This is a genomic window from Mesorhizobium sp. M1163 (genome assembly GCF_040318415.1).
GTDB lineage: Bacteria > Pseudomonadota > Alphaproteobacteria > Rhizobiales > Rhizobiaceae > Mesorhizobium.
The window spans coordinates 1-21,439 of sequence record NZ_JAMYMF010000028.1; the positions used below are offsets into that span (position 1 = coordinate 1).

The 21,439-nt window shown below is 63.7% G+C and carries 26 protein-coding genes and 1 tRNA gene; 16 read left to right on the forward strand and 11 right to left on the reverse strand.

All coding sequences use genetic code 11. The features are described from left to right. Together NKH43_RS24085 and NKH43_RS24090 are read left to right on the forward strand one after the other, a co-directional pair. The coding region (locus tag NKH43_RS24085) for a precorrin-2 C(20)-methyltransferase (protein ID WP_352860149.1) at window positions 1-556 on the forward strand (556 nt) is incomplete at its 5' end. Next, window positions 553-1,317: a precorrin-3B C(17)-methyltransferase gene (locus NKH43_RS24090; protein ID WP_023720758.1), complete on the forward strand. Its 765-nt coding sequence runs from the start codon at window positions 553-555 to the stop codon at window positions 1,315-1,317. The genes NKH43_RS24085 and NKH43_RS24090, both read left to right, overlap by 4 nt. Here NKH43_RS24090 and NKH43_RS24095 read toward each other — a convergent pair. Further along, a complete protein-coding gene (locus tag NKH43_RS24095; RefSeq protein ID WP_352860150.1) occupies window positions 1,281-2,063 on the reverse strand; it encodes a cobalt-precorrin-6A reductase in 783 nt (260 codons plus the stop codon). The genes NKH43_RS24090 and NKH43_RS24095 overlap by 37 nt on opposite strands. A gap of 1 nt (window position 2,064) precedes the next feature. Here NKH43_RS24095 and cbiE point away from each other — a divergent pair, with 1 nt between their 5' ends. Genes cbiE through cobT form a run of 7 tightly spaced genes read left to right on the forward strand, consistent with a single transcriptional unit; the run spans window position 2,065 to window position 8,405 of the window. Continuing rightward, the gene (gene cbiE, locus NKH43_RS24100) at window positions 2,065-3,306 is read left to right on the forward strand and encodes a precorrin-6y C5,15-methyltransferase (decarboxylating) subunit CbiE (protein WP_352860151.1); all 1,242 of its coding nucleotides are present in this window, start codon (window positions 2,065-2,067) and stop codon (window positions 3,304-3,306) included. Next, entirely contained in the window at window positions 3,303-3,683 is a 381-nt protein-coding gene (locus tag NKH43_RS24105; protein WP_023720761.1) for a cobalamin biosynthesis protein, read from the forward strand. The genes cbiE and NKH43_RS24105 overlap by 4 nt, the downstream gene beginning before the upstream one ends. After that, entirely contained in the window at window positions 3,680-4,444 is a 765-nt protein-coding gene (gene cobM, locus NKH43_RS24110) for a precorrin-4 C(11)-methyltransferase (protein WP_352496381.1), read from the forward strand. The genes NKH43_RS24105 and cobM overlap by 4 nt, the downstream gene beginning before the upstream one ends. Then, window positions 4,441-5,247 carry a uroporphyrinogen-III C-methyltransferase gene (gene cobA / locus NKH43_RS24115; RefSeq protein ID WP_023720763.1) on the forward strand — a complete coding sequence of 269 codons (807 nt, stop codon included), beginning with the start codon at window positions 4,441-4,443 and terminating at the stop codon, window positions 5,245-5,247. The genes cobM and cobA overlap by 4 nt, the downstream gene beginning before the upstream one ends. After that, on the forward strand, window positions 5,244-6,593 hold the full coding sequence (locus tag NKH43_RS24120; RefSeq protein ID WP_352860152.1) for a cobyrinic acid a,c-diamide synthase CobB: 1,350 nt from the start codon (window positions 5,244-5,246) through the stop codon (window positions 6,591-6,593). The genes cobA and NKH43_RS24120 overlap by 4 nt, the downstream gene beginning before the upstream one ends. A gap of 3 nt (window positions 6,594-6,596) precedes the next feature. Next, window positions 6,597-7,370, forward strand: a complete 774-nt coding sequence (gene cobS, locus NKH43_RS24125) for an adenosylcobinamide-GDP ribazoletransferase (protein WP_352860153.1) — start codon at window positions 6,597-6,599, stop codon at window positions 7,368-7,370. A 24-nt stretch (window positions 7,371-7,394) separates the two neighbouring features. Further along, window positions 7,395-8,405, forward strand: a complete 1,011-nt coding sequence (gene cobT, locus NKH43_RS24130) for a nicotinate-nucleotide--dimethylbenzimidazole phosphoribosyltransferase (protein WP_352860154.1) — start codon at window positions 7,395-7,397, stop codon at window positions 8,403-8,405. A gap of 183 nt (window positions 8,406-8,588) precedes the next feature. Here the strand turns inward: cobT and NKH43_RS24135 are convergent, their stop codons facing one another. The 4 genes from NKH43_RS24135 to NKH43_RS24150 form a co-directional block, all read right to left on the reverse strand. Then, entirely contained in the window at window positions 8,589-9,080 is a 492-nt protein-coding gene (locus NKH43_RS24135) for an endonuclease domain-containing protein (RefSeq protein ID WP_352860155.1), read from the reverse strand. Window positions 9,081-9,254: 174 nt separating this feature from the next. Continuing rightward, window positions 9,255-9,509, reverse strand: coding sequence for a hypothetical protein (locus NKH43_RS24140; RefSeq protein ID WP_352860156.1), 255 nt, complete (start codon window positions 9,507-9,509; stop codon window positions 9,255-9,257). A 192-nt stretch (window positions 9,510-9,701) separates the two neighbouring features. Continuing rightward, window positions 9,702-9,777: transfer RNA gene (locus NKH43_RS24145), tRNA-Lys, on the reverse strand. Between the two features lie 105 nt (window positions 9,778-9,882). Next, complete coding sequence (locus NKH43_RS24150; protein ID WP_352860157.1) at window positions 9,883-10,788, reverse strand: PhzF family phenazine biosynthesis protein; 906 nt, start codon at window positions 10,786-10,788, stop codon at window positions 9,883-9,885. 111 nt (window positions 10,789-10,899) lie between these two features. Between NKH43_RS24150 and NKH43_RS24155 the strand changes: the two genes are divergently transcribed. From NKH43_RS24155 to NKH43_RS24170, 4 genes are all read left to right on the forward strand, one after another. Further along, window positions 10,900-12,192 (forward strand): efflux RND transporter periplasmic adaptor subunit, encoded by a 1,293-nt coding sequence (locus NKH43_RS24155; protein WP_352860158.1) that lies wholly within the window; start codon window positions 10,900-10,902, stop codon window positions 12,190-12,192. Between the two features lie 2 nt (window positions 12,193-12,194). Next, complete coding sequence (locus NKH43_RS24160) at window positions 12,195-12,902, forward strand: ABC transporter ATP-binding protein (protein ID WP_352860159.1); 708 nt, start codon at window positions 12,195-12,197, stop codon at window positions 12,900-12,902. 2 nt (window positions 12,903-12,904) lie between these two features. Next, window positions 12,905-14,122: an ABC transporter permease gene (locus NKH43_RS24165; protein ID WP_352495191.1), complete on the forward strand. Its 1,218-nt coding sequence runs from the start codon at window positions 12,905-12,907 to the stop codon at window positions 14,120-14,122. 113 nt (window positions 14,123-14,235) lie between these two features. Continuing rightward, a complete protein-coding gene (locus NKH43_RS24170) occupies window positions 14,236-14,478 on the forward strand; it encodes a hypothetical protein (protein ID WP_352860160.1) in 243 nt (80 codons plus the stop codon). Here the strand turns inward: NKH43_RS24170 and NKH43_RS24175 are convergent. Beyond that, window positions 14,475-15,203, reverse strand: coding sequence for a hypothetical protein (locus NKH43_RS24175; RefSeq protein WP_352860161.1), 729 nt, complete (start codon window positions 15,201-15,203; stop codon window positions 14,475-14,477). The genes NKH43_RS24170 and NKH43_RS24175 overlap by 4 nt on opposite strands. Window positions 15,204-15,210: 7 nt before the next feature. After that, complete coding sequence (locus NKH43_RS24180; RefSeq protein ID WP_352860163.1) at window positions 15,211-16,323, reverse strand: endonuclease/exonuclease/phosphatase family protein; 1,113 nt, start codon at window positions 16,321-16,323, stop codon at window positions 15,211-15,213. Between the two features lie 187 nt (window positions 16,324-16,510). Between NKH43_RS24180 and NKH43_RS24185 the strand changes: the two genes are divergently transcribed. Together NKH43_RS24185 and NKH43_RS24190 are read left to right on the forward strand one after the other, a co-directional pair. Then, a complete protein-coding gene (locus tag NKH43_RS24185) occupies window positions 16,511-17,098 on the forward strand; it encodes a BA14K family protein (RefSeq protein WP_352483023.1) in 588 nt (195 codons plus the stop codon). 175 nt (window positions 17,099-17,273) lie between these two features. Further along, complete coding sequence (locus tag NKH43_RS24190) at window positions 17,274-17,558, forward strand: PilZ domain-containing protein (RefSeq protein WP_352483022.1); 285 nt, start codon at window positions 17,274-17,276, stop codon at window positions 17,556-17,558. Between the two features lie 11 nt (window positions 17,559-17,569). Here NKH43_RS24190 and NKH43_RS24195 read toward each other — a convergent pair whose 3' ends face one another. Next, on the reverse strand, window positions 17,570-18,193 hold the full coding sequence (locus NKH43_RS24195) for a hypothetical protein (protein ID WP_352860164.1): 624 nt from the start codon (window positions 18,191-18,193) through the stop codon (window positions 17,570-17,572). Then, window positions 18,186-18,707 carry a hypothetical protein gene (locus NKH43_RS24200; RefSeq protein ID WP_352860166.1) on the reverse strand — a complete coding sequence of 174 codons (522 nt, stop codon included), beginning with the start codon at window positions 18,705-18,707 and terminating at the stop codon, window positions 18,186-18,188. Before NKH43_RS24200 ends, NKH43_RS24195 begins: the two co-directional genes overlap by 8 nt. 84 nt (window positions 18,708-18,791) lie before the next feature. On the opposite strand from NKH43_RS24200, the gene NKH43_RS24205 reads away from it, so the two are divergent. Beyond that, window positions 18,792-19,154, forward strand: a complete 363-nt coding sequence (locus tag NKH43_RS24205; RefSeq protein WP_352860168.1) for a hypothetical protein — start codon at window positions 18,792-18,794, stop codon at window positions 19,152-19,154. A 48-nt stretch (window positions 19,155-19,202) separates the two neighbouring features. On the opposite strand, the gene NKH43_RS24210 is transcribed toward NKH43_RS24205, so the two are convergent. Further along, on the reverse strand, window positions 19,203-20,180 hold the full coding sequence (locus NKH43_RS24210) for a DUF3592 domain-containing protein (RefSeq protein WP_352860170.1): 978 nt from the start codon (window positions 20,178-20,180) through the stop codon (window positions 19,203-19,205). 239 nt (window positions 20,181-20,419) lie between these two features. Continuing rightward, window positions 20,420-21,439, reverse strand: coding sequence for a ketol-acid reductoisomerase (gene ilvC, locus NKH43_RS24215; protein ID WP_352483016.1), 1,020 nt, complete (start codon window positions 21,437-21,439; stop codon window positions 20,420-20,422).

Here is a 21,439-nt window from a genome sequence, read left to right on the forward strand (position 1 = left end):
GGTGACCACCGAGATCGACAAGGACCACGGCGACTACCGCTCGCAGATCACCGATTTCTACGAGCAGTCGGCCGAAAAGGTTGCCGAGCACCTCAGCGCCGGCAGGATGGTTGCGGTGCTCTCGGAAGGCGACCCGCTTTTCTACGGCTCCTACATGCATCTGCATGTCAGGCTGGCGCATCGCTTTCCGACCGAAGTCATTCCCGGCGTCACCGCCATGTCCGGCTGCTGGTCGGCGACCGGCCTACCGATCGTCCAGGGCGACGACGTGCTGACTGTGTTGCCGGGCACGATGAGCGAATTCGAGCTGACGCGCCGCCTCGCCGACACCGATGCCGCCGTAATCATGAAGGTCGGCCGCAACTTGCCCAAGATCAGGCGGGCGCTGGAGGCAACCGACAAGCTGCCGCGGGCCATCTATGTCGAGCGCGGCACCATGCCGGGCGGCGTCTCGATGCGGCTTGCCGACAAAAAGGACGACCAGGCGCCTTATTTCGCCATCGTGCTGGTCGCCGGCTGGTCGGGGCGGCCAAGCGCATTGGGAGCCGAAGCATGAGCGGCCGCCTGACCGTCATCGGCCTGGGGCCTGGCAACGCCGACCAGGTGACGCCGGAAGCGAACCGGGCCGTCGCCGAGGCGAAATTCTTCTACGGCTACAAGCCTTATCTTGACCGGCTTGATCTGCGTCCCGACCAGATTCGCGTCGCTTCCGACAATCGCGAGGAGCTAGCGCGCTCCAGGGACGCGCTGCTGAAGGCTGCGGAAGGCCACAATGTCGCGGTCGTATCGGGCGGCGATCCCGGCGTCTTCGCCATGGCGGCGGCCGTCTGCGAGGCGATCGAGGCGGGGCCGGTCGAGTGGCGCGCGGTCGACATCGCCATCGTGCCTGGCATCACCGCCATGCTCGCCGTCGCCGCCCGCATCGGCGCGCCGCTCGGCCATGATTTCTGCGCCATCTCGCTGTCAGACAATCTGAAGCCGTGGGATTTGATCGAGCTGCGCCTGCTGGCCGCGGCGGGCGCCGGCTTCGTCATCGCGCTCTACAATCCGATCAGCAAGGCGCGCCCCTGGCAACTCGGCCGCGCCTTCGAATGCCTTGCCGCGATCCTGCCGGGCACCACGCCGGTGATCTTCGGTCGCGCCGCCGGCCGTCCCGACGAGCGCATCGAAGTTTTCTTGCTGGCGGAAGCCGATGCGCAAAATGCCGACATGGCCACCTGCATCATCATCGGTTCACCGGAAACCCGGATCATCAAGCGCGGTGAAAAACCAGCGCTGGTCTACACGCCGCGGTCGGCAGCGGGCCCAAGAACATGACTGACCAGAAAATGATCGACCATCGCGGCAAGAGATTCGACCGTCTCAGCCGACGTGACGTCCGGCAACGCCGGCCTGCGGATCATGACCACCTCGATGCCGAGCGCCCGCGCTGCGGCGATCTTGCCGTAGGTCGCTTCGCCGCCGCTGTTTTTGGAAACGACGACATCGATGCGGTGCTCTTGAAGCAGCGAGTGTTCGTCCGGCTCCTGGAACGGCCCGCGCGCCAAGAGATAGGTCGCGTCGGGCACAGTAAGTCTTGGTTCGACCGGATCGACGCTACGGATGAGATAGTGGTGCTGGGGTGCAGCCTCGAAGGCAGTGATCTCCTGCCGTCCGAGCGCCAGGAACACGCGGCGCTGCGCCGATCCCAGCGCCGTCACCGAGCTGGTAACACCGTCGACCAGCGTCCACTGGTCACCTTCGGCAGGCTCCCAGCCTGGGCGCTTGAGCGCAACGATCGGCACGCCGGATCGGCGCGCTGCTTCCGCCGCATTGGCGGAGATCTGCGCCGCATAGGGATGCGTGGCGTCGATCAGCAGGTCGACGTCCGTCTCGTGGAGATACAACGCCAGCCCGTCGACGCCACCAAAGCCGCCAACCCGCACCGGCACGCCTTGCGCGGCCGGGTTTTCAGTGCGGCCGGCCAGCGACAGCGTAATCGCGAGATCGGAGCGCACCGAGAGTATTCCGGCCACCTGCCGGGCTTCGGTGGTTCCGCCGAGGATCAGAATGCGGTGGGTCATCATGCCTGCTGAAGGTCCGCGCGCCGCCGTGCTCACTCCAAAATGGCTCACGATCATCGGCATCGGCGAGGACGGTGTAGCGGGTCTCGGCGACGAGGCCAAGCAGTTGATCGCGGGTGCCGAATTCGTTTTCGGCGGCAAGCGCCACCTGGCCCTCGTCGCATCGCTCGCCAAAGGTGAAGCGCGCGCCTGGCCGACGCCTTTCGATGCCGAAATGCGCGACGTGCTGGCGCTCTCCGGCAGACGCGTCTGCGTGCTGGCCTCCGGCGATCCCTTCTACCACGGTGTCGGCGTCACCCTCGCCCGCAAGGTCGCGGCGGAGGATATGCGGGTGATCCCCGCGCCCTCGGCCTTCTCGCTGGCCGCCTCACGCTTGGGCTGGGCGCTACAGGACGGCGAGACCATTTCGCTGCATGGCCGCCCGCTCGACCTGATCCGGCCGTTGCTGCATCCTTGCACCCGCATTCTGGCGCTGACCTCGGATAGCGATGCACCGGAAGCGATTGCCCGTCTCATGACCGAACTCGGCTTCGGCGCCTCGCGGTTGACGGTTCTGGAGGCGCTGGGTGGGCAGAACGAAAGGCTGCGCTCGGCGAACGCCGGCGCTTTCGACCTCGAAAAGATCAACCCACTCAACGTGCTCGCAATCGAAGTTGATTCGACCCCGCAAGCACGCGTCCTGCCGCTGACATCGGGCCTTGCCGATCATTTGTTCGAGCACGACGGCCAGATCACCAAGCGCGAAGTGCGCGCCGTCACCCTGTCCGCTCTCGCGCCAAGGCGCGGCGAACTGCTGTGGGACATTGGCGCCGGCTCCGGCTCCATCGGCGTCGAATGGATGCTCGCGCATCCCTCCATGCGCGCCATCGCCGTCGAAGCCGATCCGGCCCGCGCCGCGCGCATCCGACACAACGCCGCGGCCTGCGGCGTTCCCGGTCTCGCCGTCGTTGAAGGTTCGGCACCGCAAGCTCTTGCCGGACTGGAAACGCCGGCGGCGATCTTCATCGGCGGCGGCGGCAGCGATGCCGGCGTGCTGGAAAGAGCCATCGATGCCTTACCCGCCGGCGGCCGCCTCGTCGCCAACGCGGTGACGCTGGAGATGGAGGCACTGCTGCTTTCCCGTCACGCTGCGCTCGGCGGCGAGCTCACCCGCATCGCCATATCCCGTGCTTCGCCGGTCGGTTCGATGCAGGCTTGGCGGCCGGCTATGCCGGTCACCCAATGGAGCTGGGTGAAGCCATGATGGTCGCGGGCATCGGCAGCCGCAAAGGCGTCAGCGCACGCGACGTGCTTGCTGCGGTAGAAACCGCGCTGGAGGCGCACGGGCTTGCCCTGCCCGCGCTTTCGGCGCTCGCGACCGCGTCTCTCAAGCAGGATGAAGCGGCAATCTTCGCCGCCGGACGCGAACTCCGCCTTCCGGTAATCGTTGTCGAGCAGGACGAACTCAAAGCTGCATCTACAACCAGCCACTCCAACCTATCACAGGAGCACGCCGGCACGCCGTCGGTTTCCGAAGCCTCCGCGCTTGCCGCCGCCGGCAAAGGCGCAAAACTGCTCGGACCACGCACCGTGCTCGGTGCTGTCACCTGCGCCATCGCCATCAGCGGAGATGCGGTATGACCGTCCATTTCATCGGCGCCGGCCCGGGTGCCGCCGATCTGATCACCTTGCGCGGGAGCCGTCTGCTCGGCAGTTGTCCCGTCTGCCTCTATGCCGGATCGATCGTCGCGCCGGAGCTGTTGCAGCACTGCGCGCCCGGAACGATGTTGATCGACACCGCGCCGATGTCACTCGACGAGATCGAGGCCGAATATCTGGCAGCCCACGCGGCCGGCCATGATGTCACCCGCCTCCATTCAGGCGACCTTTCCGTGTGGAGCGCCGTTGCCGAGCAGATCCGCCGGCTGGAAAAGCACGGCATCCCTTACACGCTGACGCCGGGCGTGCCGTCTTTTGCCGCCGCGGCCGCCGCGCTGCGCCGCGAGCTGACCATTCCGGAAGTCGCGCAAAGCCTGGTGCTGACCCGCATCTCCGGCCGCGCCTCGAAAATGCCGCCCGGAGAAACACTGGCCGGCTTCGGCCGCACCGGCGCCACGCTCGCCATCCACCTCGCCATCCACGCTGTCGACCGCGTCGTCGCCGAGCTGACGCCCTACTACGGCGCCGACTGCCCAGTCGCGGTCGTCTTCCGCGCCTCCTGGCCGGACGAGCGGGTGTTGACCGGCACGCTGGCGACCATTGAGGCGCAGCTAGGGGCGGATCCGATGGAACGCACGGCGATCATCTTCGTCGGCCGCTCGCTGGCGGCGGAAGATTTTAGTGAAAGTTCACTTTACGACGCCCACTACCAGCGGCGTTTTCGCGGACGAGACGGATCGTGAGCGGCAGCAATAGAAACACTACTGTCGAGCAGGCGCTCACCCGGCTGAACTTCAAGCCGCGCCAGCTGGAGCCCGGACATGTCTGGCTGGCCGGCGCCGGCCCTGGCGATCCCGGCTGCCTGACGCTGGAAGTGCTGGCCGCCCTCGGACAGTGCGACGCGCTGGTTTATGACGCGCTGGTCTCGCCCGAAGTCGTCGCCGTCGCCGAGGGCGCGGAACTGTTCTATGCCGGCAAGCGCGGTGGCAAACCATCGATGAAGCAGGACGACATCACCGCTCTGCTGGTCCGGCTGGCGCGCGAGGGCCGGCGCGTCGTCAGGCTGAAGGGCGGCGACCCCTATATTTTCGGGCGTGGCGGCGAAGAGGCGCTGGCGCTGGCCGGGGAAACCATCCCGTTCCACATCCTGCCTGGCCTGACGTCCGGCCTCAGCGCGCTGGCCGCCACCGGCATTCCCGGCACCATGCGCGGCATCAACAAGGCGCTGATCCTGGCGACCGGTCACGCCGCCGGCACCGATGACGATCTCGACTGGGCGGCCATCGCCCGTACCGGCCAGCCGGTGGTCATCTATATGGGCATGGCCAATCTGCCGCTGATCGCCGCCTCGCTGCTTGAGGGCGCGCTGGCGCCTTCGACGCCCGCCGCGGTAATTGTCGCTGCGACGACACCGCAGGAACGGATCGTCGTCGCCACGCTCGCCACCATTGCGGAAGAGGCAGCGGCCGCCGGTCTGACCTCGCCGGCGCTGATCGTCGTTGGCGGCATCGTCGCGATGCGCGCGGCATTGGCGGGTGAGTCATGACCCGCGCCATCATCATCGGCGCGCCGCGCTCGGGCTCGGGCAAAACCAGCGTCACCATCGGCATTCTGCGCGCGCTCGCCCGGCGCGGCCTGAAGGTGCGCGGCGCCAAATCCGGCCCGGACTATATCGATCCCGGCTTCCACGCCGCAGCCACCGGCCTGTCCGGCGTCAATCTCGACAGTTGGGCAATGCCGCCTGCCCTGCTCAACGCGCTGGCTGGTGAAGCGAACGAGGATGCCGAATTTATCTTTCTCGAAAGCGCCATGGGCCTGTTCGACGGGATTCCGGCTGCTCCAGGACGGTCCGGCTCGGCTGCCGACCTTGCCCGGCTCTACGGCCTGCCGGTGCTGCTGGTGCTCGACGTTTCCGGCCAGTCGACCACGGCAGCGGCCGTCGCCAAGGGTTTTGCCACCTACGATCCGGATGTGCGCATGGCGGGGGTCGTGCTCAACCGGCTCGGCAGCGAGCGCCACCGCCGGCTATGCGGCGATGCCATCGAGGCACTCGGGCTGCCTGTCGTCGGCGCTATCTTGCGCGATCCCTCGCTCAACCTGCCCGAGCGCCATCTCGGCCTCGTCCAGGCCGGCGAATATGAGAATCTGATGGCGCACCTCGACCGGCTGGCCGACATGGTCGAGCGCTCGCTCGACCTCGACGCCATCATGGCGCTGGCGGCGCCATTCACGCCCGCGCCGGGCAATTTCGGCGACGCGCTGCCGCCCCCCGGCCAGCGCATTGCACTTGCCGAGGACGCCGCCTTCAGCTTCCTCTATCCGCATGTCGCCATGCATTGGCGCAAGGCCGGCGCCGAGATTATTCCCTTCTCGCCACTCGCCGACGAAGCACCAGGCGACAATTGCGATGTCTGTTGGCTGCCCGGCGGCTATCCCGAGCTTCACGCCGGTCGCCTCGCCGCCGCGGCGAATTTCAGAGCCGGCATGGCGCGGTTCGCCGCTACGCGGCCGGTGCATGGTGAGTGCGGCGGCTTCATGGTGCTCGGCGAGGCGCTCGAGGACGCGTCGGGCGAGACGCATCGAATGCTTGGCCTGCTCGGTCATTCGACCAGCTTCGCCAAGCGCAAGATGAATCTCGGCTACCGCGAGGCGCGGCTGCGTTCCGGGTGCCCGCTCGGCAGCCACGGCACGCTGATCCGCGGCCATGAATTCCACTACGCGCAGATGGTTGCGACCGGCAATGACGAACCGTTGGCCGACCTTGCCGACGGACAAGGCAATCAGCTTGGTGCGTCGGGCTACCAGCGCGGCAATGTCAGCGGCACCTTCTTCCACGCTATTGCGAGGGGCGAGAGCATGATCCCGAAAAGTGGTAGCCGGTTTTCGGAATAGATCATGCTCAAACTCCAGATCCCCTCGCAACGGCAGCTGCTCGACGACATCGCGCTTTGCCTCGTCTTCTTTACCCGGCTGCCGCTGCCGAGAGCCGACTTCCGTGGCCGCAGCCTTGCCGCTGCGATCTGGGCTGCACCCGTTGCCGGTCTCGCCGTCGCTCTGGCCGGTGCCCTGGTCTACGCCGTCGGCACGAGGCTAGGCCTAGCCGAGAGCCCTGCTGCAGCGTTGACCCTTGCCGCGATCCTGCTCGCCACCGGCTGCCTGCATGAAGACGGGCTTTCGGATGTCGCCGACGGCTTTGGCGGCGGCAAGACGCGCGACAGGAAACTGGAGATCATGCGCGACAGCCGCATCGGTGCCTACGGCGCCTGCGCACTCAGCATCTCGCTGCTGATCCGCTGGAGCGTGCTCTCTGGATTCGCCGGCCCGGCTCATGTCTTCTGGGCCGTCATTGCCGCGCAAGCGGCCTCGCGCGGCCTGCTCGGCGCCTTCATGCACCTTTTGCCGCCGGCCCGAAGCGACGGCCTCTCGGCCGAAGCAGGCACAGTTACCGCCGAAACCGCTGGCATCGGTGCCGTCCTCGGTGCGGTCGCGCTGCTGGCGCTTGGGCTCGGCGGCGCCTTCACAGCACTCATCTTGCTTGGACTGGTATTCCTCGCCTTCCGCTCGCTTTGCCTCAACCAGATCGGCGGCCAGACCGGCGACACCGTCGGCGCCGTTCAGCAGCTGGGCGAGATCGCAATCCTGCTCGTCGCTTCCATTTCCCTTTCTTGACTCTGTTTCGGAGATTTTGCCCCCATGCCTTTCAAATCGCTCGATGAACTGCGCGCCGCCTGCCTCGGCCTGCCCATTGGCAGCGACGCCGCGGCCAATACCGTCGCCCGCCGCCAGGACACGCTGACCAAGCCGCAAGGCAGCCTTGGCCGGCTGGAGACAATAGTCGCCTGGCTGGCGCGCTGGCAGGGCCGCGACATGCCAAAGCTCGACCGTGTCAAGGTCTTCGTCTTCGCCGGCAATCACGGCGTCACCGCGCAAGGCGTGTCGGCCTTCCCGTCGGAGGTCACCGTGCAGATGGTGGCGAATTTCGCCGGCGGCGGCGCCGCCATCAACCAGCTTGCCCGCATTGCCGGCGCCGATCTCGACGTCATCTCGCTCGATCTCGACCGCCCGACCGGCGACTTCACGCAAGAGCCGGCGATGGACGACGAGGCCTTCCTCGCCGCTGTCTCGGCCGGCTACGACGCGGTCAGCAAGGACCTCGACCTCGTCTGCTTCGGCGAAATGGGCATCGGCAACACCACGCCGGCGGCGGCCATCTCGACCGCGCTGTTCGGCGGCGGCGCCGAACGATGGACCGGGCGCGGCACCGGCGTCGACGATGCCGGCCTCGTGCGCAAGAACGTCGCCATCGAGGCCGGCCTGAAGCGCCACGCCCCGGCGCTGGCCGATCCGCTGAAGGTAGCGGCAGCCCTCGGCGGCCGCGAGCTCGCGGCGATCCTTGGTGCGACGCTGGCTGCGCGTCATCTCGGCGTGCCGGTATTGCTCGACGGCTTCGTCTGCACCGCCGCAGCGGCACCCTTGGCAGCGCTGCACCCTGCTGGCCTCGCCCACACCCTGGCAGCCCACGTCTCGGCCGAATCCGGCCACCGTCGCCTGTTGGAGGCGCTCGGCCTGCCGCCCTTGCTCGACCTCGGCATGCGGCTCGGCGAGGGCTCCGGCGCCTGCGTCGCAGTCAACGTCGTCCGCTCGGCATTGGAATGCCACGCCCGCATGGCAAGCTTTGCGGAGGCTGGTGTTTCGGAGAAGTGATCCAGTTCAACATCGGCCTATGAGCTTGATCCGCAAGAGGTTGCGGCTGGCACTCTGGGACCGCAGCATGGATCCTGGTTCGCAAATCACAGTGACCCGCTAGATTGCCATGAAGGTCAAGTTCAAGCCCGGCCTTGACAAGCCCGCACATAACACAGCTGTGGCCGGCCGGGCCTGCACATTCTACGGCGCTCTATTGGACTTACTCACACGCTCGATGCCAACCAACGTGCATATTTCGTCAAGGCAGTGGTCCAAGTTCTGATGAATTTCCGTCCCTGTAAATCGTAAGACGGTCCATCCTTGGCCATACAACCAGCGGTCTCGTTTTGCATCGTGGGTACGCTGGTACTTGGTCTTATGATATTCATGTCCATCGAGTTCGATGGCTATGCGCTTGTCGGGGATCGCAAAGTCCAAGCGATATTTCCCGACAGGATGCTGTGGATATATATGCAGGTCTAGAAAGGCGAGCTCGTAGAACATCCGCTCAAGGGGAGAATCGAAGATATTCGGAGAAAAGGCATGGCGAACGGACGGGTCGCGCGTCAGCATCTTCGAAATAATTTCTTCGCCCTCAAAGATCGGAAGAATCAATTCTCCTTCTGCAGAAGCCCTCCCCTCTGAGATATCCACCGCAGGTGTGATATGGCCGGGCGCCTTGGTGTACCACATATCTACGATCCGGCATCCGACGCATGGGCAGTGCGGTGTTGCCCGGCAACCCCGTGATATGACACGCCCGTCCACGGTCGGCGAAACATAAGAATGGGTAAAAGTGCCGTCCTCCTCAGTTTGATGATGACAACGGCATCTGGAAATCTGAAAATCTTGTCAAGCTTCTCTTTGTTAATCGTACCCTTGTAAGCCTTGTACTTGTGCCATCAGATTTTCATCCAGAGCCTTCGATCCATCAAGCTCAAGGACCGAGAATTCGGCTTCGCCAATCAGCACTTTCGACGAGAACATCATGCAGCCGATGCAGCCGCAATTCGAGCCGGAACAGCTCTTGGTAAGGACAAAATCACCGAAAATTTCAGAAATTATCACGAAGATTCTTCGCGTCTCTTCCGTATAAACGATGGCATAGTGATCAGGTACCAAGCGTTCTCTTCTCAATGACTAGAAGACAGCAAGCTCGGAAATTGCCATCTGTCTTTCCGTACGTCTAGCCAAGAGAAAAAATTTACTGCTGCTTCGCAGCCGAGCATCAACCGGCGCCTTATCGCCACAGGCCCGAGACGCGTCAACGCGTCTCGCATTCCAGGGTCTTTTCCACCAAATTTTTGAAATCTTTGGTGGGTGCGCACAGGATTGAACTGTGGACCCGCTGATTAAGAGTCAGCTGCTCTACCAACTGAGCTACGCACCCACTCGGCCGGAAAAACCGGCGTTGGCGGGCATATAGCCGCCGACATCCGCCATGTCCAGCCCTGCCGATTCATTTACCGACAAATTGCCCAAGTGCTGCACATGGTCAGATGAAAAGCCTGCCTTCCGCCACCTTGACCGCGTGGCCGCCGATGCGGGCGGCCGTCAGTTTGCCACCTTCGACATTCAGTTCGAGGCGAATGCGCGAAGGCCGGCCCATCTCCAGCCCCTGCTCGATCCACAGTTGTGAAACGCCGTCGGTCGGACCGTCGAAATGCATGATCGCGCCGGCGAACGCGGCCGCCGCCGAGCCGGTCGCCGGGTCTTCGTAGGACGGATTGCCGGGCACCATCATGCGGACATGGAAGGCACTGTCGTGGTGCACCGTCTCGCGGCAATAGACATAGGGGCTGGCGAAGGCCCATTCGCTTTTGCGTGGTGCCAGTTCCGACCACGCCTGGTTGTCCAGCCTGATCCGGGCAGCCGCCTCCAGATTAGCGACGGGGATGGTCACGTAGGGCACGCCCGCCGACCAGAATGAAACGCGGTGGTTCTCGAAGCCGATCTCGTGCGGCCCAAGGCCAAGGGCCGCGCCGAGGGCCTCGGGATCGGCCGACAATTCCAGCTGCGCCGGCAGTTTTGCCAGGTCGAACTCGGCGAAGGTCGAACCATCGTGCTTGCTGACAGCGCAGCGCACCGGGCCGATATTCTCCTCGAGCACGAAGATGCCGGCGGCCTCTCCCGCCATTTCGGCGAGCGCTATCGCCGAGCCGACAGTTGGGTGGCCGGCGAACGGCATTTCATAGTCAGGCGTGAAGATTCGGATGCGGGCCCGGTGCTTCGGGTTGTCGGGCGGCACCACGAAGACGGTTTCGGACAGGTTGAACTCGCGCGCCACCGCCTGCATCGCCGCAACGTCCAGCCCGTCGCAGTCGAGCACCACGGCCAGCGGATTGCCGGCCAGCCGGGTGGTGGTGAATACGTCGTAAAGCAAGTAATTCCGCTTCTGCATTTCAGTAAGTCCTCTGCCTCATTCCCAACATGAGCGAAATTTAATTTGAATTTTGAACCATTAGACCTGATTTGTGCACTGATGGGACATCGCTGAACATAGGGGTCCGGCGTGGACCAGATTGTCAATCTGCCAAAGACGGATTCCACTTCCGCCATCGAGACGGCGCTCGGGCTTGACCACCAGGGCCTGAAGACAAAACGCCGTCGCGGTTGGCTTTACGCAGTGTTCGCACTGCTTGCCGTCGCCGCGGCTTTTGCCGGCTATGAGTGGTACGCGGGCTCGCCCGCCAAGATCGAGTATACCACGACACTGGCTGCCACGGCCGATCTTACCGTCGCGGTTTCGGCTACTGGCACGCTGCAGCCCCTCACCCAGGTCGATATTTCCAGCGAACTCTCCGGCGTCGTCCGCTCGGTCTCGGTCAACGAGAACCAGCTGGTGAAGAAGGGCGATGTGCTGGCCGCGCTCGACACTGCCAAGCTGGAGGTCCAGATCGAGCGCGCCCAGGCCTCCGCCAAGGCGGCGGCGGCGAGCGTCGAGGACGCCACCGTGACCCTGGCCGAAAACGAAAAGGGCCTGGTGCGCGCGGCGCAATTGACCAAGCGCGGCATGGCGACGGACCAGTCGCTTGAAGCGGCAACCGCCACGCGCGACCGCTCGAAGGCGGCGCTCGATATCGCCAGAGCCAACCTCGCCATGGCCAATGCCGATCTCAAGGCGCAGCAGACGGATCTTGCCAAGAGCACCATCTACGCTCCCATCGACGGCATCATATTGACGCGCTCGGTCGATCCCGGCCAGACGGTCGCCTCGTCGCTGCAGGCTCCGGTGCTGTTCGTCATCGCAGCGGATCTGAAGAACATGGAGCTGAAGGCCGCAGTCGACGAGGCTGATATCGGCGCCGTCAGGCCCGGCCAGCATGCGCGCTTCACCGTCGATGCCTTCCCTGAACGGCCATTCGACGCCGAAATCCGCGACATTTCCTATGCCTCGGTCACTACCGACGGCGTCGTCACTTACGATGCAAGGCTGGATGTCGACAACAGCGAGCTTCTGTTGCGGCCCGGCATGACCGCCACCGTCTCGGTCGTCACCAAGCAGGCCAAAAACGTGCTAACCGTGCCGTCCATCGCCTTCCGCTACCGGCCGGCGCAGACGGCGGAGCGCGGTTGGAGCCTCACCGACCTGTTCACTGGCCGCATGGGACGCCCCGGAGGCAACCGCCAGCGCCAGGCGGCGACGAAGCCCACCGACGGCTCGCGCACGCTCTACGTGCTGGAGAATGGGCGGCCGCATCCGGTCAACGTCAAGGTCGGCTCGACAGATGGCGAACTGACCGAGATCGTTTCCGGCCTCGAGGAAGGCGCGCAAGTCATTACCGCCTCGCAGCAGAGGAGCTGATCGTGGCATCCGGCGCGACCCTCATCGGCTTCGACAAGGTCTGCAAAAGCTATGGCCAGGGCGAAGCCCGGGTGCATGCGCTGGCCGGCGTCGACCTCGCCATCAGGCGCGGCGAATTCGTCGCCATCATGGGCCCGTCCGGCTCGGGCAAATCGACGGCCATGAACATCATTGGCTGCCTCGACACGCCGACGGCCGGGACCTACAGCTTCGAAGGCATCGACGCCGGCCGTCTCGACCGCAACCGCCGTGCTCAGCTGCGCAATCTTTATGTCGGCTTCGTTTTCCAGGGCTATAATCTGTTGCCGCGCACCACGGCGGCCGAGAATGTCGAACTGCCGCTGATCTATCGCGGCGTCGGTGCCCGCGAGCGCCGCGGCCTGGCCATGCAGGCACTTGCCGAGGTCGGCCTTGTCGGCCGCGAGCATCATACGCCGGCCGAGCTGTCCGGCGGCCAGCAGCAGCGCGTGGCGATCGCGCGCGCCATCGTCACCAGGCCGACGCTGCTCGTCGCCGACGAACCGACCGGCAATCTCGACACCGCCCGCACGCACGAGATCATGGAGCTCCTGACGCAGTTGAATACCGAGCTCGGTCTGACCATCGCGATGGTCACGCACGAAGCCGATGTTGCCGGCTATGCGCAGCGCACGATCCGTTTCCTCGATGGCCATGTCGCCTCGGACACAGCCAATCTCGAGATGGCCTAGCCATGATCTGGGAAACCGTTCGCCTCTCGCTCCGCTCCATCCGCCGCAACGTGCTGCGCTCGTTCCTGACACTGCTCGGCATCGTCATCGGCGTCGCCGCCGTTATCGCCATGCTGACCATCGGCTCGGGCACCACCGAGAAGGTCAAGTCCGACATTTCCAAGCTCGGCAGCAACCTGCTCGTCATTCGTTCCGGCCGGCCGGCCGGACCCGGCGGCCCGGGAGGGCTCGACCAGGTGGTCCGGCCTCTTGCCGACAAGGACTTCGCCGCGCTTGTCGCGCACCTGGACGGCGCGCGCGCCATCTCGCCGGCGTCGCAAAAGCAGGTGCGCGTCATTTTCGGCACCGAAAGCCTGACCTCGGGCGTCACCGGCACCGACAGCGCCTATCTCGATGCCCGCGACTGGAAGCTGGTCTCGGGCCGCCCCTTCAGCGATTCGGAAACCCGCTCCGGCACCGGCGTCTGCCTCGTCGGCGAGACGGTGCGCCAGCAGTTCTTCGGCGCCGGCGATCCCGAAGGCGAGATCATCCGCGTCAACCGCACCTCCTGCAAGATCATCGGCCTGCTCGAACCAAAGGGCTATACCGGCTTCGGCCAGGACCAGGACAATGTCGTGCTGATGCCGCTTGCCGCCTATCAGCGTCGCATTGCCGGTAATCGCGACATCGACTCGATCTATGTCGCCGCCGACGACCGTACGCTGACCACGGTGCTGCAGCAGCGCGTCGAGGACATCTTGCGCGACACACGCCGCATCACGCCCGACCGTGACGATGATTTCTCGATCCGCGACATGACCCAGATCGCCGATGCCATGGCCAGCGCGACCACCACCATGACTGGCATGCTCGGCGCCGTCGCCGGCGTCAGCCTGCTCGTCGGCGGCATCGGCATCATGAACATCATGCTGGTGTCGGTAACCGAGCGCACGCGCGAGATCGGCATCAGGCTCGCCATCGGCGCCCACGAAAAGCATATCCTCATCCAGTTCCTGGTCGAGGCAACCGTGCTGTCGCTGCTTGGCGGCATCATCGGCATCCTGATCGGCCTGGCGCTTGCCGGTCTTGCCTCGCTGACGCTGACGATCCCGTTTGCTCCAAGCCCGGCGGTCATCCTGCTTGCGGTCGGCTTCTCCGCGCTGATCGGAATGGTGTTCGGCTTCTTCCCGGCGCTGCGCGGCGCACGGCTCAACCCCATCGACGCGCTGAGACATGAGTAGGCGTTGCAGCAAGTGTCGCCTCCAGACGCTGCCGATTTTTTATGCAACCTGCCCTTGTCGCAGCACATTCTGCAATGATAACAATGCTGTTGGGGACTAAGGGGGAACAATGGATGAGCAAGAAAGCGCGACTGGCTCTGGCGATTGTGATCGTCGAAGCCGCCTTGGCAGGGCTTTGGTGTAATTTGATCCTTTATGGGATGGAGAATCCCGATCGCGTCACCGCTGACTTCCAGCAGGTAATTGGGCAGACGATGGGAACGGCGATGGGGGCGCTCCTGGGTCTCGGCGTGCTGTTGTATTTTGTCGCCGCCCGCAACGACCGCAAGGCTATTGAAGGCAGGCTACGACGTTAGAGTCGGAAGCCTTGCTCGCTCGCAAAGTGCCATTCGATCAGCGGTCTCATATGCGGCATCAGCCCGTCCGGCAGATCGGCGGCATTGCGGATGATGACGGGGCCTTCGATTTCAGGCTCTGACTCGGCGGCGACGAAAGCGCTGATCCGCTGTGCCAGGTCGTCGGCGGAGGCCGTCTCGCGGTAGCGGCGAAAGATCACCGTGCCGCTTGCCGTCGACAGGGCGTAATGGTGCCTGCCGCGTGCCGCGCCTGATAGGTCGAGGCCGGTCTCTTCCCGCACCTCGCGGATCATGTTGAAGTCGACGTCGACAAGGCCGTCGTGGAAATCGGTTGGCTCGAACGAACCGGCGGCGAAGTAGACGCGCCCGGCATTGACCGTATGCGGCGCCATGCGGATCGCCACCAACGCGTTGTCGCCGGCGACCAGCATGGCGTGCGCGTAGGCATGTTCGGCGCCAGGCACCTGCCTATTGCTGCGCCAAAGCATGAAGGTCGAATAACGCACCGCATGGCAGCGGCCGACGAGGCGATTGTCGCGATAGCTGAGGGCGGAAAGCAGCACCACGGGGCCGTCAAAAAGCGCCGGCTTGGCTGCGGTCTCACGCCGCCAGTTTGCGGCGATCGCCTCGGCATTATCGCGCTCGAACGGATGTGGGCCGGGATCGAGCCTGACGTCGATGGCATCGACCGGCAGGATGACGTTGCGCGGCAGGTCGAAACTCACGCGTGTCTCACGCCATGTCGAGGGCAATTGCTACCGGGCAATGGTCGGATGCCTTGGGCCGGTCCCACCCGGCGCGTGGAAAGCGCTCGACCTCCTGGCCCGCCGGAAATATGGTCCGCCAGGGCTGGCCGTTGCGGATGATATCGGGAACGGCGGTGGCGTTCTGCCTGGCTAGCGCCCTCGACAAAAGGATGTAGTCGAGCTGGCAGAGATGCCGCTCTTCCGGTCCGCGCGTGTGATAGAAAGTCCAGCGATCCATTTCCGGCCGCCGCTCGACCGCGTTTTCGCAAAAACCGCCGGCAGTGAGCACGTCGATGCAGGACCGGGTCTCGTCGATGACCTCGAAGCGATAGCCGTCGACGGCATCGCCGGTAATCTTCACGCGTTGCCGGTAGTCGTTCATGTCGCCGCAGATTGCCCAGCGCTTGTCGGCGGCATGCTCCTTGCCGAAGCGCTCCTCGATGATCCGGCGCACCGCTTGCGCCTCGGCGATGCGCAGCGGCATTGTCGCCTCGCGGCCGTCGAGGCCGTTGCGGGGCGAGCCCATCGACTTGAAATGCACGAGATAGAGTGTCAACGGCGCGCCAGCCACAGTCAGATCGACTTCCAGGCAGTCGCGCCGGAAGATGCGCTCATGGGCCTGGTGACCGAGCGCTGCCAATTCCGCCGTGTGCAGCCCGAATTGCTCGAACGTGACATAGGCGTAGCTGGTCATACGCACGAATTCGATCGGCTGACCCTGCGCGGTCTCGTTGCGCATCATCACGGCGACGTCAATGCCGCGCGAATCATTGCCGGCGGTGGTGTATTTCTGCCGGTAGCCTTGCCCCACCATCTTGAACAGATAGCCATATTCGAAGGCCCTCAGCGCCTCGATATTGTCGACCTCCTGCATGCAGATGATGTCGGCGCGGGTGGCCGCGATCGCCAGTGCCGTCAACTGCCGCGTGTCGTCGGACTGCGCGATCGCCCGCGCCTGCTCGAGCATCTTGTATTCGGCCTCGCTCTGGATGTCGAAAAGTGCCAGCGTGCGATCTTCGTTGAGCTGATTGCGGTATCCGGAATAATCAAACCTGTTCATCAGGTTTTCGACGTTGAATGTGGCAAGGCGCAGCGACATGGCTTTGACCTTTGCCCGCAAGCGCGCTCGAAAACAAGGGCGTAGAACCCAGGCGGCCCCGATTGACCGCGCGCTCGTCATGGTTGATGGAACCTTTTTTGTTCATCCTCCGTTCAGATGGAAAGTTCCATGAATGGGCTCTTCCCTGGGTATTCTGGGCGTGGGGCCTGAATGTTAGGAGAGTGCGATGAAACCGCTCTTTTTATCTTCCGTCAGATCCGGGCTGATGGCCCTCGGTCTGATAGCCGGCCTCTCGGCCCCCTCGCTTGCCGGGCCGATGCCCAAACCCCTGCTGCCGGTGGCGGGCAATGCCGCCGACATCGTGCAAATTCGTGAAGATTGGGCAGGCGGCAACGACAGGCAGATCTGGCGTTGGCGCCATCGCGGCTTTCGGCAATGGCACGGCGACAATGATTGGAGATGGCGGTCCAACAATTTCCGCGGCCGTCATTTTTCGAGACACTGGGACAATGGCGGCTGGGATGACAGCTGGCGTAGGCGCCATCATCGCCGCCATTACCGTGGCGGCTACTATGATGATGGTGGTGCGGGCGCCGCGATTCTTGGCTTGGGCCTGGGGCTCGGCCTTGGCAGCCTGTACAACAACTACAACTACTACGACGCGCCGCCACCGCGGCGCTATTACCGGACACAGCGGCTGTCCAGCGCGCATGTCCAATGGTGTTACAATCGCTACCGGTCGTACCGCGCCTGGGACAACACGTTCCAGCCCTACAACGGCCCGCGCCAGCAATGCTATTCGCCCTATAGCTGAGCAGGCCGACAACAAGCATCATTCGGCGCCGTGCTTCGCGGCGCCTTTTTCTTTCAGCCAGGAATCGCGAAAATCGTCCAGCCTCCACCAGCGATAACGCTATTTTTATCAGCCAGGTCTAATAATCCTCCCGATCAGAACGCCCGAGACGCGAAAGATCGCTGGATTGCGTACGATGGCCGAGGACGAACAGAGGGACAAACGCCGGCAGCGCGTCTTGAAGGGCGCGGCGATCCTGACCGGCATGACCAACTCCGAGGTCACATGCACGCTGCGCAACATGCATGCCGGCGGTGCCGAATTGAAGGTCTCGATCGACGCGCGCGTGCCCGATGAGTTCCTGCTCTACGTTCCAACCGACGGCATTGCCTACAAGGCGGAGGTCCGCTGGCGCCGCGAGGACCGAATTGGGGTGATGTTCACCGGCACCGAACCAAAGCCCAGCTGGCACTACGGTTGAGGTTCCCGGCCCTATCCGGGTGGCAGGACTTGCAGTGTCTGCTCGTCAAACAGCGGCTCCTCCTGGCCAACGCGAATGAACAGAAGCTTTCGCAGCTCGGGTGATTGCACCTCGAAATACTGAATGCCGTCCGGGGCTTCACCCCATTCGCCGCACGGCGGTTCGCCGACCTCGTCAGGGTCGGCAACGGCTTTCAATTCACTGAGATAAACGGCATCGGGACTGAAGACATATCGCAGGATGCCCGTGGGCGTGACCCCTTCGGCGTAAGGCATGAGCACGCAACGTGTGCTGACAGCCTTCTCGGTCTTCTGCGCGTATATGCGCTGTAATGCAGCGTCAGCGGCCTCGCCCGGCAGCATATCGAAGACTTCGACGACGGGATCGGCCGGTCCGCCATCACTGTATTTGATCGCAAGAGCATTGCCGCCAAGCTCGAAATGGATCTGGCGAAAACCGAAGTCGCAGCGCTGCACCCAGGCAGCAAGCCCGACATCCCTGTCCGCGAGCCGTTCCCAGGTGCATTTGTCGACAGGCGGACGCGACGGCTTGCTTTGGTCGGCACGAGCCCCGGTGGCCATGGCCACAAGGACCGGCAGGGCGCAGATGCAGGCCGGCAGTCTCTTGTTATTCATCGCTGCAACCCGTCAAGGTAAAGGCATCCCAGGCCGAGCCATCGGGATTGGCTTTGGCGAAATCGGGCCATTCGGTAAAAATCGCGCCGAAGTCAGGCAACAGCAACCCTGTCGGTGCCGGCGAGGCTTCGCGAGAGCTCAACTGCTCGGCACCGCCTGCGTTGAACGCATAGACCTGCCCGTCCCACACTCTGCACAGTCCGGTGCCGTCCTCGAGACCCGCCTCGCGATCGTCGTCGGTGCAGGTGTGCCGAATCGTGCCCACAGGAAACGAGTACTTGCCATTGGTCCAGGTGATGTCCGACGGCAGGCGAATGGCGGTATTGGGCACGATCAGCGAAAAGACCTCTGTCGTCAGCGCGGCCGGCTCGCGGTCGATGGGCCGGAATTGTATCGTCGCGCCCGAACGCGGCTCGCGATAGGTCGCGTGGCTGAGCGAACATTCGGTTGCGTTCGCCGCTTGCAACAGGCTCAGTATGCTCAGAAAAATAGCTGCTGCTTTGCGGATGATCATTTAAGTCCCTGGAGCAGCATCATTGTGAAGTCTAAGCATCGATGCTTTAGCATGGCCCGAGGCCCGGTCGAAAGAAAGAAATCGATGATGCGAAATCTCTTGATGCTCATTTCGATCTTAACATTTTCGTGCGGCAGCGCCTTTGCCACGGAACCCTATGTGGGCACATGGTCCGGAGACAGATCGAACTGTACCGCCGTCGCGGATGTTCAACGCCAGACTGTTTACACATTGTACCCTGAGGCACTGTCGGTTCCTGCTTTCGGCGGCGAACACGCAACGTTTCGCAAGATATCCACGGGCTGGGTGGCGCGGGCCAGCCAATGCTACGGTTCTGATCCCACGATCGAAGAGCCGTTCTCGCGTCTCGCCCATATCGTTGGCAATGGCACGACGGTGAGATTGACCTGGCCTGGCTTCGACAGCGGAGTTCTTGTCAGATGCTGACGACAGGTGCCTTCTTCCGCTGGATATGCAGCATCTAGAACAGCAGCTTCAGATTACGCCTACCAGAAGCGCGGCTCCACCAAGGAAGCCAGCGGCGCAGATCCACAGTAGCCAAAGCCCACGCACCCTGCATTCGAGAACGGCTGCAGCCGGATTGGCGGGATCGTAGTAGACCTCGACCTTGTCGCCCTCGAGGTAGCGCTGTGATTGACCGCTGACGAGGCTCGGCAGCGACGCCGTCACGTTTGCGCCGAAAGCGATGCGATCGGCGGCGTAGCGCTGGCCGGCAACGCTATAGCTGTAGACGATGCGGGATTTGAAAACTGTGTGCCAAGGCCGATAGCCGCCTCCGGACCTGTCGCGGGTCTCGAATTTCTGCAGGCCCGAGGCGTCGATGCGTCCTGCCGTGATGGGCCATTTGGCCGCCTGTTCCGCAAGTGACTTCTGGGCAAAGCCCATGCGCAGGACAAACAATCCCATGAAAAGCAGCAGGGCCGCGGCGCCGAGGTTCTGCGGCTTGGGCAAAAACGGCCGGATCGCTTCCGGGACGCCGCCAACGGAGAAGACCAATACCAGCGCGCCAACCACCAACCCGGCCGAAAGCTGGACCATGAATTTGAAGGAACCGTCGGGCATGGTGCGTTCGATCACGGCCTTGGCTGGATCGGCCGGATTGTAGAAGACGGTTACGCCGGCCCCGTTTGGAAATTTCGCAAGGGTTTCCGCCACCGCAAAGTTTCCAAGGTTCTCCTGCACGCTGTAGTGCGAACTGCGAAACTTCTTGCCGTTCACCTTGTATTCGAAGGTGATCGCCGGGAAGTTGCGCATCTCGGTCGACCCTCTGCTGTCCGAACCGGATCCCGAACTGGTCACCTCGCGAGCCTCGACCCGCGACGAGATGATCTTTCCCGGCGTCGGAGACCAGCGGCTGACCGCCCTCACCTCCCACCACTTCAGCAAGGTGACGAGGGACAGCATGCCGGCAACCGCGCAGGCAAACCCGACCAACAGAAATTTGAGTTCCAACGCTCACCCCCTTGGCCATTTTGTGCCATACCCTGCACACGCATACCACGACAGCGGGAATAGCGCGCCTGCTGAGAAATCAACGCAAAAAGGCCGGCGGATCGCTCCGCCGGCTTTCTTGATCGACAAATGAAATTGCGATCAGTTCTTGGCCTTGTCGACCAGCTTGGTCCTGGAAATTCCCACGCGCCCGCAGGGCGAAGCCCGAGGGCGCGTAACGAAACGAACGTGGATTTCCTTCAGTTCTTGGCCTTGTCGACCAGCTTGTTCTTGGAAATCCACGGCATCATCGCGCGCAGCTTGGCGCCGACTTCCTCGATCTGGTGGCTGTCGTTGTTGCGGCGGATGCCCTTGAAGCGCGACATGCCGGCGCGGTATTCCTGCATCCATTCCGAGGTGAACTTGCCGGTCTGGATGTCCTTGAGCACGCGCTTCATCTCGGCCTTGGTCTCGGCGGTGATGATGCGCGGACCCGAGACGTATTCGCCCCATTCGGCGGTGTTCGAGATCGAATAGTTCATGTTGGCGATGCCGCCTTCATAGATCAGGTCGACGATTAGCTTGACCTCGTGCAGGCACTCGAAATAGGCCATTTCCGGCGCATAGCCCGCTTCCACCAGTGTCTCGAAACCGGCGCGGATCAACTCGACCAGACCGCCGCACAACACCACCTGCTCGCCGAACAGGTCGGTCTCGCACTCCTCGCGGAAATTGGTCTCGATGATGCCCGAACGGCCACCGCCGACGCCGCAGGCGTAGGAGAGCGCCAAATCGAGCGCATTGCCCGAAGCGTCCTGGTTGACCGCGACCAGGCACGGCACGCCGCCGCCCTTCTGGTATTCGCCGCGCACCGTGTGGCCCGGGCCCTTTGGCGCGATCATGACGACGTCGACCGAGGCTTTTGGCTCGATCAGGCCAAAATGCACGTTGAGGCCGTGGGCGAAGGCGATCGCCGCGCCGTCGCGGATGTTCGGCGCGATCTCTGATCTGTAGATGTCGGCCTGCAGCTCGTCGGGCGTCGCCATCATCATCAGGTCGGCCCATTTGGCGGCATCGGCCACGCTCATCACCTTGAGCCCGTCGGCCTCGACCTTCTTCGCGGTCGCCGAGCCGGCCTTGAGGCCAATGGCGATATCCTTGACGCCGGAATCCTTGAGGTTGAGCGCATGCGCCCTGCCCTGGCTGCCATAGCCGATGATGGCAACCTTCTTGCCTTTGATCAGGTTGAGATCGGCGTCGCGATCGTAATAGACACGCAT

Excerpts from the sequence above, each read along its gene's own strand:
- NKH43_RS24090 (WP_023720758.1), top strand. The coding sequence starts at position 553 with ATGAGCGGCCGCCTGACCGTCATCGGCCTGGGGCCTGGCAACGCCGAC.
- NKH43_RS24095 (WP_352860150.1), bottom strand. The coding sequence starts at position 2,063 with ATGACCCACCGCATTCTGATCCTCGGCGGAACCACCGAAGCCCGGCAG.
- cbiE (WP_352860151.1), top strand. The coding sequence starts at position 2,065 with ATGCCTGCTGAAGGTCCGCGCGCCGCCGTGCTCACTCCAAAATGGCTC.
- NKH43_RS24105 (WP_023720761.1), top strand. The coding sequence starts at position 3,303 with ATGATGGTCGCGGGCATCGGCAGCCGCAAAGGCGTCAGCGCACGCGAC.
- cobM (WP_352496381.1), top strand. The coding sequence starts at position 3,680 with ATGACCGTCCATTTCATCGGCGCCGGCCCGGGTGCCGCCGATCTGATC.
- NKH43_RS24120 (WP_352860152.1), top strand. The coding sequence starts at position 5,244 with ATGACCCGCGCCATCATCATCGGCGCGCCGCGCTCGGGCTCGGGCAAA.
- cobS (WP_352860153.1), top strand. The coding sequence starts at position 6,597 with ATGCTCAAACTCCAGATCCCCTCGCAACGGCAGCTGCTCGACGACATC.
- cobT (WP_352860154.1), top strand. The coding sequence starts at position 7,395 with ATGCCTTTCAAATCGCTCGATGAACTGCGCGCCGCCTGCCTCGGCCTG.
- NKH43_RS24135 (WP_352860155.1), bottom strand. The coding sequence starts at position 9,080 with ATGTGGTACACCAAGGCGCCCGGCCATATCACACCTGCGGTGGATATC.
- NKH43_RS24150 (WP_352860157.1), bottom strand. The coding sequence starts at position 10,788 with ATGCAGAAGCGGAATTACTTGCTTTACGACGTATTCACCACCACCCGG.
- NKH43_RS24165 (WP_352495191.1), top strand. The coding sequence starts at position 12,905 with ATGATCTGGGAAACCGTTCGCCTCTCGCTCCGCTCCATCCGCCGCAAC.
- NKH43_RS24170 (WP_352860160.1), top strand. The coding sequence starts at position 14,236 with ATGAGCAAGAAAGCGCGACTGGCTCTGGCGATTGTGATCGTCGAAGCC.
- NKH43_RS24180 (WP_352860163.1), bottom strand. The coding sequence starts at position 16,323 with ATGTCGCTGCGCCTTGCCACATTCAACGTCGAAAACCTGATGAACAGG.
- NKH43_RS24185 (WP_352483023.1), top strand. The coding sequence starts at position 16,511 with ATGAAACCGCTCTTTTTATCTTCCGTCAGATCCGGGCTGATGGCCCTC.
- NKH43_RS24190 (WP_352483022.1), top strand. The coding sequence starts at position 17,274 with ATGGCCGAGGACGAACAGAGGGACAAACGCCGGCAGCGCGTCTTGAAG.
- NKH43_RS24195 (WP_352860164.1), bottom strand. The coding sequence starts at position 18,193 with ATGAATAACAAGAGACTGCCGGCCTGCATCTGCGCCCTGCCGGTCCTT.
- NKH43_RS24200 (WP_352860166.1), bottom strand. The coding sequence starts at position 18,707 with ATGATCATCCGCAAAGCAGCAGCTATTTTTCTGAGCATACTGAGCCTG.
- NKH43_RS24205 (WP_352860168.1), top strand. The coding sequence starts at position 18,792 with ATGATGCGAAATCTCTTGATGCTCATTTCGATCTTAACATTTTCGTGC.
- ilvC (WP_352483016.1), bottom strand. The coding sequence starts at position 21,439 with ATGCGTGTCTATTACGATCGCGACGCCGATCTCAACCTGATCAAAGGC.